At 72.9% G+C, this 14,509-nt stretch carries 14 protein-coding genes and 1 pseudogene; 5 read left to right on the plus strand and 10 right to left on the minus strand.

The window, feature by feature from the left end:
* Positions 1–29: 29 nt before the first annotated feature.
* Entirely contained in the window at positions 30–641 is a 612-nt protein-coding gene (locus tag LL648_RS16090) for a PadR family transcriptional regulator (RefSeq protein WP_232663360.1), read from the minus strand.
* A 41-nt stretch (positions 642–682) separates the two neighbouring features.
* Positions 683–1,561, minus strand: coding sequence for a LysR family transcriptional regulator (locus LL648_RS16095; RefSeq protein ID WP_232663361.1), 879 nt, complete (start codon positions 1,559–1,561; stop codon positions 683–685).
* 90 nt (positions 1,562–1,651) lie between these two features.
* Here LL648_RS16095 and LL648_RS16100 point away from each other — a divergent pair, with 90 nt between their 5' ends.
* Positions 1,652–2,335 (plus strand): CTP synthase C-terminal region-related (seleno)protein, encoded by a 684-nt coding sequence (locus tag LL648_RS16100; protein WP_232663406.1) that lies wholly within the window; start codon positions 1,652–1,654, stop codon positions 2,333–2,335.
* 444 nt (positions 2,336–2,779) lie between these two features.
* On the opposite strand, the pseudogene LL648_RS44080 reads toward LL648_RS16100, so the two are convergent.
* The 3 genes and pseudogenes from LL648_RS44080 to LL648_RS16115 all read right to left on the minus strand — a co-directional run.
* A pseudogene (locus LL648_RS44080) lies at positions 2,780–2,944 on the minus strand (FAS1-like dehydratase domain-containing protein); the annotation flags it as partial.
* A gap of 366 nt (positions 2,945–3,310) precedes the next feature.
* Entirely contained in the window at positions 3,311–4,507 is a 1,197-nt protein-coding gene (locus tag LL648_RS16110) for a class I SAM-dependent RNA methyltransferase (protein ID WP_232663407.1), read from the minus strand.
* Positions 4,508–4,521: 14 nt separating this feature from the next.
* Positions 4,522–6,561 (minus strand): APC family permease, encoded by a 2,040-nt coding sequence (locus tag LL648_RS16115; RefSeq protein WP_232663362.1) that lies wholly within the window; start codon positions 6,559–6,561, stop codon positions 4,522–4,524.
* 103 nt (positions 6,562–6,664) lie between these two features.
* Here LL648_RS16115 and LL648_RS16120 point away from each other — a divergent pair, with 103 nt between their 5' ends.
* Together LL648_RS16120 and LL648_RS16125 are read left to right on the plus strand one after the other, a co-directional pair.
* Positions 6,665–7,327 carry a potassium channel family protein gene (locus tag LL648_RS16120; protein WP_232663363.1) on the plus strand — a complete coding sequence of 221 codons (663 nt, stop codon included), beginning with the start codon at positions 6,665–6,667 and terminating at the stop codon, positions 7,325–7,327.
* A gap of 3 nt (positions 7,328–7,330) precedes the next feature.
* Positions 7,331–7,987 (plus strand): potassium channel family protein, encoded by a 657-nt coding sequence (locus LL648_RS16125; RefSeq protein ID WP_232663364.1) that lies wholly within the window; start codon positions 7,331–7,333, stop codon positions 7,985–7,987.
* Between the two features lie 88 nt (positions 7,988–8,075).
* Here the strand turns inward: LL648_RS16125 and LL648_RS16130 are convergent, their stop codons facing one another.
* Both LL648_RS16130 and LL648_RS16135 read right to left on the minus strand, forming a co-directional pair.
* Positions 8,076–8,723 (minus strand): DUF3159 domain-containing protein, encoded by a 648-nt coding sequence (locus tag LL648_RS16130; RefSeq protein WP_232663365.1) that lies wholly within the window; start codon positions 8,721–8,723, stop codon positions 8,076–8,078.
* The gene (locus LL648_RS16135; RefSeq protein WP_232663366.1) at positions 8,720–9,097 is read right to left on the minus strand and encodes an OB-fold nucleic acid binding domain-containing protein; all 378 of its coding nucleotides are present in this window, start codon (positions 9,095–9,097) and stop codon (positions 8,720–8,722) included. The genes LL648_RS16130 and LL648_RS16135 overlap by 4 nt, the downstream gene beginning before the upstream one ends.
* A 208-nt stretch (positions 9,098–9,305) precedes the next feature.
* Here LL648_RS16135 and LL648_RS16140 point away from each other — a divergent pair, with 208 nt between their 5' ends.
* Complete coding sequence (locus LL648_RS16140) at positions 9,306–9,962, plus strand: alpha/beta hydrolase (protein WP_232663367.1); 657 nt, start codon at positions 9,306–9,308, stop codon at positions 9,960–9,962.
* A gap of 6 nt (positions 9,963–9,968) precedes the next feature.
* Here LL648_RS16140 and LL648_RS16145 read toward each other — a convergent pair whose 3' ends face one another.
* Together LL648_RS16145 and dut are read right to left on the minus strand one after the other, a co-directional pair.
* Positions 9,969–12,830 carry a DUF3710 domain-containing protein gene (locus LL648_RS16145; protein ID WP_232663368.1) on the minus strand — a complete coding sequence of 954 codons (2,862 nt, stop codon included), beginning with the start codon at positions 12,828–12,830 and terminating at the stop codon, positions 9,969–9,971.
* Complete coding sequence (gene dut / locus LL648_RS16150) at positions 12,830–13,303, minus strand: dUTP diphosphatase (RefSeq protein WP_232663408.1); 474 nt, start codon at positions 13,301–13,303, stop codon at positions 12,830–12,832. Before dut ends, LL648_RS16145 begins: the two co-directional genes overlap by 1 nt.
* 89 nt (positions 13,304–13,392) lie before the next feature.
* On the opposite strand from dut, the gene LL648_RS16155 reads away from it, so the two are divergent.
* Positions 13,393–13,872: a DUF3093 domain-containing protein gene (locus LL648_RS16155; RefSeq protein WP_232663369.1), complete on the plus strand. Its 480-nt coding sequence runs from the start codon at positions 13,393–13,395 to the stop codon at positions 13,870–13,872.
* A 188-nt stretch (positions 13,873–14,060) separates the two neighbouring features.
* Here the strand turns inward: LL648_RS16155 and LL648_RS16160 are convergent, their stop codons facing one another.
* The gene (locus LL648_RS16160; protein ID WP_232663370.1) at positions 14,061–14,363 is read right to left on the minus strand and encodes a DUF4193 domain-containing protein; all 303 of its coding nucleotides are present in this window, start codon (positions 14,361–14,363) and stop codon (positions 14,061–14,063) included.
* Between the last annotated feature and the right edge of the window lie 146 nt (positions 14,364–14,509).

Raw genomic sequence — 14,509 nt, forward strand, 5'->3', positions numbered from 1 at the left:
TGCGGCGGGCCAACGCCGCCCCGGGCCACCTACTTCTCTGTCGAGATCGCTTGTGCTGCCTCCTCCGCAAGCTCCCGCGGGTCGGCCGGCCAGCCCAGCCCACCTGATTCCAGCTCGGCGACGAGATCGGCCACCCAGTCGCGTTCAGACGCGGCGCGGTTGAACTCGAACTCCGCCTCCAGCATCAGCACGCGCGGTATCGGGATCCCCTCGATCGCCTCCCGCAACTCGACGCAGCGCGCGGCGAGAGTGTCGTGCCGGGCGCGCAAGGCCGCTGCGGCGTCGTCGGGCCGCAGGCACCCGATGAACGACAGCGCCGCCACCAGCAGCGTCGCATCGGGGTCGGGGGTGCGCAGCAGCCTGCGGATCCGCTCGGCGACCTCCGCGCGGCCCTCGTCGGTGACGGCGTAGACGATCCGCTCGGGCCGGGTGCCGTCGCGGACGGTGCCGTCGACGACGATCAGCCCGTCGCGCAGCAGCCGCTCGACGGAGTGGTACATGCTCCGCGGCAGCCCGGTGACGAAGTCCTTGCGCGTGTCGATCATGAGCCGGTGCATCTCGTAGGTGTGCCGCGGGCCGGTGAGCAGCAACGCGAGCACGGTGAGACCGGGCAGATCCCGATCGGCTCGACGCAACGGCATGGTGTTCCTCCCTGATGCAAGATGCACTATGGCAGCTTGCACTAAGCGTTGGCAAGCAGCTCCGCGACGGCGCCCACGGCGCCACCGACCGCCGGCCCGTGCAGCACCTCGACCCGGTGCACGACCCGTGGCTCCCGCAGCTCCAGCCCCACCGCGGCAGCGCCGGCGAGCGCCTGTGCCGGGACGGCGACGAGACCGCACCCGGCAGCTGCCAGCGCGAGCACTCCACGCACGTCGGTGCCCTCGACCCGCAGCGCCGCCCGGAACGCGCCGGTGCCGCACACGGCGCGCAACCGGTCGAGCTCGACGGCCGCGTCCGGAGCGTCGATCCACCGCGCGTCGGCCAGGTCCGCGAGCCGCACGCCGCGCCGAGCCGCGAGCGGGTGCCGCTGCGGGACCGCCACCACCAGCGGCTGCTCCGCGACCGCCACTCGCGCGAGCGGACCGGTGGACTCCAGCGGGAGCGGGTCGCTCGGCGCCGCGATGCCGTCGACGAGCCCGATGTCCACCACACCCGTCGCAACCGCCGCGACGGCGGCGGCCCGGCCCAGCGCCTGGATGGTGATCTGCGTGGCGGGCCGGACCCCCGCTATCGACGCGACGACCGGCTCGACCATCGCGAGCGCGGACGCGGCGATCCGCACCCTTCCCGCCGCGGACGCGCTGAGCCGGGCGACATCGGCGCGGGCGGCCGCGAGCCGGAGCAGCAGCGGTCCCGCGTGTTCCAGCAGCCGCTCGCCGGCCGGCGTCGGCACCACCGGTCGCCTGCGGAGCAGCTCCGTCCCGAGATCCGCCTCCAGCGCCGCGACGTGCTGCGACACCGCCGACTGCGTGTAGCCCAGCTCCCGCGCCGCGCCCGAGAACGAGCCCAGCCGGGCGACCGCGGTGAACGTGCGAAGCAGGTGCGGATCCACCTGCATCAGTATCTCTGATCGGGCGTGCACAGATCATCGTTGGTGCTTCTCGCCGTGAGCACGCACGCTGGGGCCGTGATCCCACGACTCGCGCTGGTGGGCGACCGGTCCCCCGCCGTCCGCTCACACGTCCGCATCCCTGCGCTCCTGGACGCGCTCGCCGAGCGCGACGAGCTGGTGCTCGACGCCTACTGGGTCCCGACGGACGACGCGGCGGAGCCCGGTGCCGTCGACGGCTTCGACGCCGTGTGGACCGTTCCCGGCAGCCCTTACCGCAACGAGGCCGGCGCGCTCGCCGCCATCCGGACCGCGCGCGAGCGGCACATCCCGTTCCTGGGCACGTGCGGGGGCTTCCAGCACGCCGTGCTGGAGTTCGCGCGCACGGTCTGCGGGCTCGACGTCGACCACGCCGAGAACACCCCCGGCTCCACCCGCGCGGTGATCGTCCCACTGGCGTGCTCGCTGGCCGGGCACGAGCGGGCGGTGCGGTTCGCCGCCGGCAGCCGCGTCGCGGAGGTGATCGGCGCGGACCGGACCGTGGAGAGCTACGTCTGCTCCTACGGGCCGGACCCCGCCTACCTGGACACCCTGCGCCGGCACGGCATGGTGTTCACCGGCCACGACGACGAAGGCGAGGTGCGCGTGCTCGAGCTGCCCGAGCACCCGTTCTTCCTGGCCACCCTGTTCCAGCCCGAGCTGGCCGGCGACGGGACGCGCCCGCACCCGCTCGTCGTCGCGTTCGCCCGCGCGGCCGCGGAGCACGCACTCACGCGTACGTGATCTCTCCCGTGACGGCAGCCGCCCGGCCCGCCACTCCTGCCCGACCTCGCCGTTGCCAGCAGTTCCGACGGCCTCGACGGCGGCGCCGGCGAAGACGGGGCTGCGCAGCCGGTAGGCGAACGAGCGCACGGCCCGGTCCGGCGCGAACCGGCGCGGCAGCTCCAGCAGCAGCAACGCGAGCAGCGGGCCGTGCACGACCAGCCCCGGGTAGCCCTCGACGGCGGTGACGTACGGGTGGTCGTAGTGGATGCGGTGGGTGTTGTAGGTCAGCGCGCTGAACCGGAACAGCATGGCCGCGTCGGGCTCGACCCGCACCCGCCACGCGGGCTCCGCCACCTGCTCGCCGTCCTCGGCGGGTCCGGCGAGCGCCAGCGCGCGCCGTTCCCCGGCCGGCTGGCTGCGGTAGGCAAAGTCCTGTTCCTCGACGATCGCGACGGCCCCGTCGCGGAGGTACTCGTGGCGGACGGTCACGAAGACCATCTCGCCGCTGCGCCCGGTCTTCGGCGTCGCCGCCACCAGCGTCGACCGTCGGGTGACCTGGTCGTCGAACCGCAGCGGCTCGGCGAAGCGGACCCGCCCGCCGGCGAACATGCGACGCCGGTCGGGCATCGGCGGCTGGAACGGACCGGCGGTGGGGTGCCCGTCATCGCCGAGCTCGGCCTGCGCGGGGTGGTCGAGCAGGTGGAACCAGTGCCACAGCGGCGGCAGCTCGTCCGACCGGTCCGCCGGCGCCGGCTCGTCCAGCAGCGCGGCGAAGGCCCCCGCCGGCCACGGGTCGATCCGCCCGGCGACGGTGACCGGCTCGGGACGCCATCCGCTCAGCTCCACACCGCCATCATGGCGAGCCCGACGGCCGCCGGGCGGGCTGGGTGTCTGAAGGGCAGGAAAGCCACTTTCCTGCCCTCACAGGGCCTGAAAGTGGCTTTCCTGCCCTCACGCGCGCAACGCACGCATCTCGACCTGCGCCGGCGCCGGTCAGGTGGCCGGGACGAACAGCGCGATCGACTCGAAGTGGTGGGTCATCGGGAACGCGTCGAAGGCCCGCAGCCGCTCCATCCGGTAGCCGCGCTGCGCGAGGAGCCCGACGTCACGCGCCAGCGCCGCCGGGTCGCACGCCACGTACACCAGCCGCTGCGGCCCGGCCGCGCACAGCGCGTCGACCAGTTCCCGGCCCAGCCCACGCCGCGGCGGGTCGGCCACGATCACGTCGGGCTCCGCGCCGAGCCCGGTGATCTCCCGCTCGACCCGCCCGACCAGCCACCCGACCTGCGGGAGGTCGGCGAGCGCCGCCCGGCCGTCGGCGACGGCCGCACCCGACGACTCGACCACGGTGACCGCGCCGTCGCGCCCGACCTGCCCGGCCAGCACCGACGCGAAGAGCCCCACGCCGCCGTAGAGGTCCCACGCGGTGCCGCCGCGCGGTGCCGCCGCCCATTCCCGCACCACCCCGGCGAGCGTCTCGGCCAGCGCCGGGTGCACCTGCCAGAACACCCCGGGCGAGAGCAGCCACTCCCGGCCGGCCGCGCGCTGCACCGCAGGCCCGCCGGAGCCGTCGACGTGCACGACCCCGTCGGCGTCGGTGACGACGTCCACCTCGGTGCCCGGCACGAAACCGCTGTCCAGCACGTCGTGCAGGGAGTCGGGCGGGGCAAGCGGGCAGTCGGCGACGGCCAGCACGTCATGGCTGCGGTGCGCCCGCAGCCCGGCCCGGCCCTCCTCGTCGACGGCCAGCCGCACCCGGCTGCGCCAGCCGAGCGGCCCGCCCGGCAGCTCCTCGACGACGACGTCGAGCTCGATCCCGGCGAGCCTGCGCAGCTGCTCGGCCAGCACCGCCGCCTTCAGCGCACGCTGCTCGGCGGGTTCGACGTGCTGCAGGTCGCAGCCGCCGCACCCGCCCGCGCGGGCCCACGTGCACGGCGCCGACACCCGCGTCGGCGCCGGTTCCAGCACCGCGACGGTGTCGGCGCGGCAGAACCCGCCGCCCTTGTCCTCGTCGACGACGGCCCGCACCCGCTCCCCCGGCAACGCGTGCCGGACGAACACCACCCGGCCGTCGTGCCGCGCGACGCAGTGCCCGCCGTGCGCGACGGGCCCGACCTCCAGCTCCAGCACGCGGTCGGTCCACCGGGGTTGGGGCGCGGTCACCGCCGGCGGCGTCGTCGGCGCTGCCATCGCTGGTTCCTCCGTCATCGCTGCTTCACCGGTGGCGGCTTGGCCGGCTGGGTGCCGTCCTCGCCGGGGAGTTGCTCGTACCCGCGCCGCCACGACCCGGGCGGGCTCTCCGGCCGGCGCGTGGCCACCCGCTCCGAGGACGCCAGCTGCCACGGCACGCTCGTCACCATCACCCCCGGCTGGAACAGCAGCCTGCCCTTCAGCCGCAGCGCGCTCTGGTTGTGCAGGATCTGCTCCCACCAGCGCCCCACCACGTACTCGGGGATGAACACGGTGACGACGTCACGCGGGTTGTTCGTCCTGATCCGCTTGACGTAGTCGAGCACCGGCTTGGTGATCTCGCGGTAGGGCGACTCGACGACCTTCAGCGGCACCGGGAGCTTTCGCCGTTCCCAATCGCGCACGAGCCTGCGGGTATCGGCCTCGTCGACGTTGACCGTCACGGCCTCGAGCACGTCGGGCCGGGTCGCCCTGGCGTACGCGACGGCGCGCAGGGTCGGCTTGTGCAGCGTCGAGACCAGCACGATCGCGTGGTTGCGCGAGGGCAGCACGCCGTCGACCTCGCCGGCGACCAGCTCGGCGGCCACCCGGTCGTAGTGGCGGCGGATGGCCTGCATGAGCACGTAGAAGAACACCATGCCCGCGATCGCGATCCACGCGCCGCGGGTGAACTTGGTGATCAGCACGATGACCAGCACGATCCCGGTCATCGCCGCACCGAACGCGTTGATCGCCTGCGAGCGGCGCATGCGCTGGCGGGTCGGCTGGTCGGTCTCCGTCGCGAGCAGGCGCGCCCAGTGCCGAAGCATGCCGGCCTGGCTCAGCGTGAACGAGGTGAACACGCCCACGGTGTAGAGCGCGATGAGCCGCGTGACGTCGGCCTGGAAGCCGACGACCAGCACGATCGCCACGCCGGCCAGCACCAGGATGCCGTTGGAGAACGCGAGGCGGTCGCCGCGGGTGTGCAGCTGCCTGGGCAGGTAGCGGTCCTGCGACAGGATCGAGCCCAGCACCGGGAAGCCGTTGTAGGCGGTGTTCGCGGCCAGCACGAGGATCAGCGCCGTGAAGACGACGACGAAGAAGAAGCCGGGACGGAAGTCCTGGAACACGACGTCGGCGAGCTGCGCGACGAGCGTCTGCTGGATGTAGCCCTCGGGTGCGCCGACGATCTGCGTGTCGGGGAACTCCGCGACCTTCGCGCCGGTCATCAAAGCGAGCGCGATGATCCCGGAGAACATCACCACCGAGATCGTGCCCAGCATCAGCAGCGTCGTCGCGGCGTTGCGCGACTTGGGCTTGCGAAACGCCGGCACCCCGTTGCTGATCGCCTCGACGCCCGTCAGCGCCGCCGCGCCCTGGGTGAACGAGCGCAGCACCAGCAGCACCAGCGCCATGCCGGTGAACGCGTCGCCCTCGGCGAGCAGCTGGACGTCGGCGCTGACCGCACGCAGCTCGTCGCCGAAGACGAGGATCCGGGTGAACCCCCAGATGATCATCGCCCCGATCCCGACGATGAACGCGTACGTGGGGATCGCGAACGCGACCCCCGACTCCTTGATCCCGCGCAGGTTCACCGCCGTCAGGACGAGGATCGCCACCACCGCGAACTGCACCTTGTGCTCGGCGACGTACGGGATCAGCGCCCCGATGTTCGCCGCCGCCGACGAGATCGACACCGCGACGGTGAGCGTGTAGTCGACCAGCAGCGCGCTCGCGACGGTCAGGCCGGCCTTGCGCCCCAGGTTGACCGTCGCGACCTCGTAGTCACCGCCGCCCGACGGGTAGGCGTGGACGTTCTGCCGGTAGCTGGTGACCACCGTCATGAGCACGATCACGACCGCCAGGCCGACCCACGGCGAGAACGCGTAGGCCGCAACACCGGCGGCCGACAGGGTCAGGAAGATCTCCTCCGGGGCGTATGCCACTGAGGACATCGCGTCGGAGGCGAAGACGGGCAGCGCCACACGCTTCGGGAGCAGCGTGTGGGAGAGGCGGTCGCTGCGCTGCGGCCGCCCGACGAGTATGCGTTTGACCGCAACGCCGAGCTTGGACACTGCGGCAGCCTATGCGGTGCTGCCAGGCTCGACGCGATAGCGTTCCCTCGTGCGTTGCAGCAGGTGAGCGCATGCTGGAACCGTCTTGCTGGGAAGGGCCGTCGTGTACGTCGTGATCATGGGGTGCGGCCGGGTCGGTTCCGCGCTCTCATCGGGCTTGGAACGGCTGGGGCACGACGTCGCCGTCATCGACAAGGAGCCGCAGGCGTTCCGCAGGCTCAGCCCGGACTTCCGCGGCAAGCAGGTCATCGGGCAGGGATTCCACCGCGAGGTCCTCATCGAGGCGGGCGTCGAGCAGGCGCAGGCGTTCGCCGCCGTGTCCAGCGGTGACAACTCCAACATCATCGCCGCGAGGGTGGCCCGCGAGACCTTCGGCATCGATCGGGTCGTCGCCCGCATCTACGACGCCAAGCGCGCCGCGGTCTACGAGCGGCTCGGCATCCCCACCGTCGCGACCGTGCCGTGGAGCACCGACCGGCTCATGCGGATGCTGCTGCCCGACGGTGTGGCCTCGGCGTGGCGGGAGCCGACCGGCACCGTCGCGATTCTGGCGCTGCCCGTCCACGAGGAGTGGTCCGGCCACCCGGTCCGCGAGCTGGAGACCGCGACGGGCGCCCGCGTGGCGTTCATCGTGCGTTTCGGCACCGGGGTGCTGCCGAAGCCGGACACCGCCGTCCAGGCCGAGGACACGATCTACGTCGCGGCGCTCTCCGGCACCGTCAGCGATGTCACCGCAGCAGCGGCCGCGCCGCCGCAGGAGGGCTGACCCATGCGGGTCGCGATCGCCGGTGCCGGCGCCGTAGGGCGCTCCATCGCGCTGGAGCTGGTGGAGAGCAAACACCAGGTCATGCTCATCGAGCGGGAGCTCAGCCAGATCGAGCCGGAGGCCGTCGAGCAGGCGGAGTGGGTGCACGCCGACGCGTGTGAGCTCGCCTCGCTCGAGGAGGCCGGGCTGGAGAGCTGCGACGTCGTCATCGCCGCCACCGGCGACGACAAGGTGAACCTCGTCGTCTCGCTGCTGGCGAAGACCGAGTTCGCGGTGCGCAGGGTCGTCGCGCGGGTGAACGACCCCCGCAACGAGTGGCTCTTCGACGAGAACTGGGGCGTCGACGTCGCCGTCTCCACCCCGCGGCTGCTCGCCGCGCTGGTGGAGGAGGCCGTCGCGGTCGGCGACCTCGTGCGACTGCTCACGTTCCGGCAGGGCCAGGCCAACCTCGTGGAGATCACGCTGCCGGCCGAGACCGACCTCGCCGGCCGGCCCGTCCGCTCCCTGCGGCTGCCGACAGACTCCGCGCTGGTCGTCATCCTGCGCGGCGGCCGGGTGATCGTCCCGCAGCCCGACGACGGCCTCGAACCCGGCGACGAGCTGCTCTTCGTCGCGACCTCGGCCGCGGAAGAGGACATCCGGGCGGCGCTGGGCTTCTAGCCACCGAAGTTCCCCACCGTTTTGGGTGGATGCGCGCCGAAAAGGCGCGCATGTGCCCGAAACGGTGGGGAAGTTGGGGTGGCTTCGGTCAGGCGGGCTGGGGCGGGTCGCCGGCGCGGGCGCGGCGGACGGCGAGGATCGTGCCCAGGAGCGCGACGCCGACCAGCGGGTAGCCCATGGCGAGCCGGGCGATGCCGAGCCAGGTCTCCTCGTCGGCGTTGTAGAGCAGGCCCTGCACGACGACGCGGGCGACGAAGACGAGCGTCCACAGCGCGGTGGCCCACATGTAGGCGCGCAGCAGGCGCGGATCCTGCCGCCACGACTGGCCGTCGCCGTTGATGCCGTGCCAGATCACGCCGGCCAGCGGCCAGCGCACGATCAGCGAGACGAGGAACGCGAGGCCCAGCGAGGCGCTGAAGAGCAGCCCCGGCAGGTAGAAGCCGCGGGCCTCGCCGGTGCGGTAGGCGATGAACGCGGCGACGCCGACCCCGAGCAGACCGGAGACGGCCGGCTGCAGCGCCTGCTTGCGCACGATCCGGTAGACGGCGATCAGCACGCCGGCCGCGATCGCGGCGATCAGCGCCACCTGCAACCCGAACAGGACGTTCGAGACGACGAAGACGACCACCGGGATGGTCGAGGCGACGATGCCGGTGACGCCGCCCATCTGCTCCATCAGAGTCGGGAACTCCCGCTCCGGACGAGCCTGGCCCTGCTGGGGTACGGGTTCGCTCACTGCGCCTGACATATCTCGTAGTACGGGTTGTAGAGCACCTTGCGACCGTCACGCAGGGCGAGCCGGCCGCGCGCACGCATGGTGCGCCCCGGCTCGATGCCGGGGATGCGGCGACGCCCCATCCAGATCAGCGTGACTCCCTCGGTGCCGTCGAACAGCTCGGCCTCCAGCGAAGCCGCAGCGCTCTGTGGACCGTACTCGACGCTGCGTAGCCTTCCGAACACGGTCACCTCTTGACCGCAGGCGCACTCCGCGGCGCGCTGCGCGCCTTGCTGCTCGGCGTCCTCGGAGAGGTCATCGGCGTCGAGAACGTCAACGTCGCTCGTCAGCTTGCGCAACATGCGACGGAACGCGTTGCCTTCGGTGCCGCCCATCTATCCCCCGGTTGCTGTCAGCGCCCACGGTGGGACCGCTACCTTCCCCAATGTAACCCGCAGGAAACATGCTCCGCTGGCTCTGACCGGGCTGGACCGGCCCCGTCGAGCCCCACGCGGGCAATCGAGCGCCGAACGGTCGGTCGAGGCGTGCCCGGCGCCACAACGAGCGCTGGTACTGCCCGGTTCCGCCTCCGACGACGACTTCGTGCGCAGGGCGTTCGGGCCTCCGCTGGAAGCGCTCGGGATCGAGCTGATCGCCCCGGCTCCGCGCCGCGGCGCGGACGTCGTCGCCGGGTACCGCGCGGCGCTCGACGCCGTCGTCGAGGCGCCGGAGCCGGTGCTGGTCGGCGGGATCTCGCTCGGTGCGCACGTGGCCGCGAGTTGGGCCGCGACACAGCCGGCGGGCGGTCCGGTGTGCGGGCTGCTGCTGGCGCTGCCGGCGTGGAGCGGCCCGTCCGGCGCCGCACCGGCCGCACTCGCGGCGCTGGCGACCGCGGCGCAGGTCAGGGCCGGCGGGGTGGCCGCCGCGCTCGCAGCGGCACGGGCCGGCTCACCGCCGTGGCTCGCTGCCGAGCTGGGCAGGGCGTGGCCGCGCTACGGCGACGGGCTCGCGTCCGCGCTGGAGGCCGCCGCGGCCGAACCGGGCCCGGACCCGGCCACGCTGCGGACGGTGACCCTGCCCGTCGGGATCGCCGGCCTCGTCGACGACCCGGTGCACCCGCTCGCCGAGGCGCAGCGGTGGCAGCGCCTGATGCCCCGTGCGGAGCTGCTGACAGCGTCGCTGACGGCGTTCGGTGCCGACCCCGCGGTGATCGGACGGGCTGCCGTCCTCGGCTGGCTCCGTGCCTCCTACGGCGATTAGCCGAGGTCAGTAGCGCCCGCGGTAGGGGTCGCGCTCGTCGACGACCGGTTGCGGGCCCGTCGGCGGTGCCCCCGATCCGCCGGCGGCGTCGCCGGGGGTGACGTGCGCCGGCGACGGCCCGGTCTCGGCCGAACGCCCGTACGAGCCCGCTTCTTGCGGGACCACCCGGTCGTAGCGGAACTCGGCGTCGGCCGAGTAGTCCCGCGCGTAGGGGTTGGATCCGCCGGCCTCGGTGTCGTACGCGCCGAAGGGGTCGTAGCTGCGCTCGACGATCTCGTAGCCGTGCGCGTCGACGCGGTACGAACGGCTGGCGTCCCAGCCGGCATCGACACCCGGATCGGCGCCCGGCTCCGGCTCGCCGAGCAGCTCGCTCACCGACACCCACTCGTACTCGTCGATGCCCGACCACACCGGTGGTGCGTGCCCGTTGACCGGCTGGGGCTGGGGCTCTGGGGCGGGCTGGGGCTCTGGGGCGGGCTGGGGCGGCGGCCCGAGGTCCTCGGGCTGCCAGTGGTGTTCCGCGGTGTCCTCGTTGCCAGGCGTAGGCGAGCCGGCAGGGATGTCGTACCCCGAGGAGTCGTAGACGGGGATGGGGCCGGTGTCGCCGCTGCGGCCGGTGCTCGGGAGCGGCTCGCTGCGCCGCGGCTCGACGACGGAACGCCAGTCGTAGCTGCCAGGGGGCACGTCCCCGAGGAAGGCGGAGATCGGGAACGGGCCCGTCGGGTCGACCGGCGACGCATCCCCGGCGGCAGCGGGGGCGACGGGCGCGATCGGGTCGGTCGCCACAGCATCGGGAGCGAGGGGCTCCGGCTCCGGCGCGGGCGGGAGATCCGGCCACAGCTCCCGCGCCGAGGGCAGCTCCGCGAGGAGGTCGCGGATCGCCGGATCGACGTCATCGACGGACGGGGGCGCGGGCTCCGGCTCGGGCTCCGGGTCCGGCTCGAGCGGCAAGTCGTAGCGCGCCAGCAGCTCGGCGAAGTCGTCGAGGTGCGAGCGCTCCTCGGCGAACAGGTGCTCGAACTGCGCGGTCACAGGACCTTCCGCCACCGGCTCCTCGGCAGGCTCCTCGACCGGTTCGGCGGCAGGCTCGACCTGCAGACCCCCGACCGGCAGACCGTCGACCTCGTCCCGACGGGTGAGCCGCCCCGCCGCGTTGTCGTACCAGGAGGCGAGGAAGTCGGCGAAGTCGTCGCGACCCGTCGCCATCGGCAGCTCGTCGAGCGTGCCGCGCAGGGCCGGCGCCTCCGGCTCCTCGTACCGGGACTCGTACGAGGGCTCGTACGGGCGCCGATCGCGTGGCTGCTCGACCGCGAGCGGCTCCGTGGCCGCCTCCGGCAGGGGCGCGACCTCATCCTCGATCGGCTCGCGCAGCCGCCGCCGGCCGCCTCGCGGCTCCTCCACGACCTGCTCGGGCTCTGCATAGTCCTGCTGGGCGTACTCCGGCTGCGCGTACTCCTGCTGCGCGTACTCCTCCTGCGGGGTGGCCTCGAAAGCAGCCGTCGGCGGGGCGTCGACCACCGGCGGGAAGCGGTGGTGGCGGCGCCCGTACCGGGCCTCGAACGCGTCGTTCGGCGGGCGGCCACCGTCTTCGGCATCGGCGATCGACCACGACGACGTCGGGACCGAGCCGTCGTCCTCGAAATCGCCCTCCTCGAAGTCGCCGTCCGCCTCGAATTCGCCATCGTTCTCGAACTCAGTGGTCTCCTGCGTCGTGTCCTGCGTGCCCCGCATGACCTCGGCGCTCGACCAGAACTCCGTCGGCGGCTCGACGACGTCGCCGCGGCCGGCCCGGGCGCCTTCCCGGTCGTCGTCCTCGTACCGGTCGGCGTAGCCGTCCTGGTGGTACCCGTCGTCGGCGTAGCCGTCCTCGACGTACTGGTCGTCGGTGTACTCGTCCTCGTACTCGTCCTCTGCGTAGTCGTCCTCTGCGTACTCGTCCTCGGCGTACTCGTCCTCGGCGTAGCCGTCCTCGGCGTAGCCGTCCTTGACGTACTCGTCCTCGGCGTACTCGTCGACGTACCCGTCGTCCGCCGGCGCCGGAGCGGACACCGGCAACGCCCGCGTCTCCAGGGCTTCCACCGGGGCGTGAGCGGTTCCGTTGACGGCGCCGTTGGTCGAGCCGTTCGTCGAGCCGTTGACGGGGCGCTGGGCGTTCCCGTTGACCTTGCCGTTCGCCGGTGCCGCCTCGTCCTCGGCCGGGGCCAGGTGCGACGGCAGCACCAGCGGCAAAACGGTCCGCACCGGGTAGGGCGACTTGCCGCGCACGACGATGGTGCCGCGCAGCATCCGGCGCAGCTCGAGGTCGAGCGCGGCGGACGCGGCGGTCGGGCCGGTCGCGACGCCGTAGAGCATCCAGCGGGGCCCGTCGACCCCGACGAACACCGATGTCGCGGCGCCCGTGGTGGCGTGCAGCTCGCGCCCCCACTCGCCGGAGAACGACCGCACCCGCGCGCCGCCTTCGCGCAGCGACGCGTCGATCTCCTTGGCCAGCTCGGGCCACAGCTTCGACGACTTCGGCGCCGCCAGCGCGCTCAGCGAGAGCCGTCCCTCGCTCATGGAGACGTGCACGGCCTGCATGCGGCCGTTGGCCGTCGGCTCGACGGCGACGCTGCCGGAGGACGGCACCGGGACCATCACCGCGCCGAAGTCGACGATGCCCGTCGCGTCGGTGGCCTCCGGGTCGATCTCGCCGATGTCGTACGGGCCGCGGTAGTGCGGGTCGCTCTCGTCGTACTCCCCGCCGTACTCACCGCCGTACTCGTCGGCGTACGGCTCGGCGTAGGCGTCGTCAGCTTCGTCGTGCCGGACGCGTGGGCGTTCGACGGTGCGCAGCTGTCCGGAGCGCTCGCCGGGCCGTCGGCCCGCCACTACTGCGGCTCCCCCGCCGCGAGCCGGGCATGGCCACCGGTCGACCCGTGACCTCCTGCACCGCGCTCGGACGCCGGCAGCTCGGCGACCTCGACGAACCGGACCTGCTCGACCCGCTGCACGATCAGTTGGGCGATCCGGTCACCGCGCCGGAGGTGCAGCTCGGCGCGCGGGTCGAGATTGATGAGGCAGACGCGTATCTCGCCGCGGTATCCGGCGTCGACGGTGCCGGGGGCGTTGACGATCGACAGCCCGGTGCGCGCGGCGAGCCCGGAACGGGGGTGCACGAAGCCCGCGTAACCGAACGGGAGCGCGATGGCCACACCCGTGCCGACCAGCGCCCTTTCCCCGGGCGGCAGGACGACGTCCGCGGTGCAGTGCAGGTCGACGCCCGCATCGCCGTGGCGGGCGTATGCGGGCACAGGCAGACCAGGGTCGAGCCGGGTGAGGAGAACCTCGACCGCACCCCCCATCGCGGCTGCGCTGGACGGTGCGGTGGACGGCTCGTACGGGGGAGCATCGACGGGGCCGGACACGACGGGCGAGGCTACCCTCGTCTTTCGTGAACGAACATCCGTCGAGCACCCCACCTGCGACGTCCGGCGGCTCCGGGTTCGACGAGCGGTTGTCCGTGCCGTGGTGGTGGTACGTGCCGGCCGTCTTCGTCGCGGCGCTGCTCGGCGCGGAAATCCACCTCGGTTACCCCGGTATCCGCTCGTGGATCGGCTACGCCGTGCTGGTGCCGGTGGCGGTCGGGGTGCTGTTCTGGCTGGGGCGCGTGCGGGTCCGCGTCGGCGCCGGGGAGCTGCGCGTGGGCGAGGCCACACTCGCGCTGCGGCACGTGGGCCGCGTCGAGGTGGTGCAGAAGGCCGACAAGCAGATCGCGCTCGGCCCGGAGCTCGACCCTGCGGCGTTCCTGCTGCACCGCAGCTGGGTCGGTCCGCTCGTGCGGGTCGAGGTGACCGACCCGGAGGACCCGACGCCCTACTGGATCTTCAGCGTGCGGGACCCCGAGCGGCTGTTGGCCGCGCTCGGCCGCTGAGCCGGGAGATGCGTGCGTTCCGCACGCGTGGGCAGCAAAGCCACTTTCCGGCCCTCACAGGGCAGGAAAGTGGCTTTCCTGCCCTCCCCAGGGCCACGGGGGCGAACGCTCAGGAGCCCCGGGCCGGGTGCACCGGTCCGGGGCTGCGTTTCAGTTTGCGGAGATCACGTTGTGGTCGAGGCGCGAGCTCAGGCGGCGCAGTCGCGGCAGATGTACTGGTTGCCGTTGGTCTCGGCGAGCCTGCTGCGGTGGTGCACCAGGAAGCAGCTGGCGCACGTGAACTCGTCGGCCTGCTTGGGGAGGACCTTGACGGTCAGCTCCTCACCCGACAGGTCCGCCCCCGGCAGCTCGAAGCTCTCCGCCGTGTCGGTCTCGTCGACATCGACCACGGACGACTGTGCCTCGTTGCGACGAGCCTTGAGCTCGTCGAGCGAGTCCTCTGCCAGGTCGTCGGTCTCGTTGCGCCGTGGCGCGTCGTAGTCGGTTGCCATGGTTCCCACCCTCTTGAAGTGCGCACTTCTCATTCGTCGTGCCGCTGGACAACGTCACAGCACCGGAGTTTGTGCCCGGCATCCGAGTGATGCGGGTCTCAGTCACTTGCCCTCGGATCCGCTGTCTGGGATCGGCTGTCCAGCAG

Origin of the sequence: Pseudonocardia sp. TRM90224 (genome assembly GCF_021245725.1) — a bacterium.
GTDB lineage: Bacteria > Actinomycetota > Actinomycetes > Mycobacteriales > Pseudonocardiaceae > Pseudonocardia.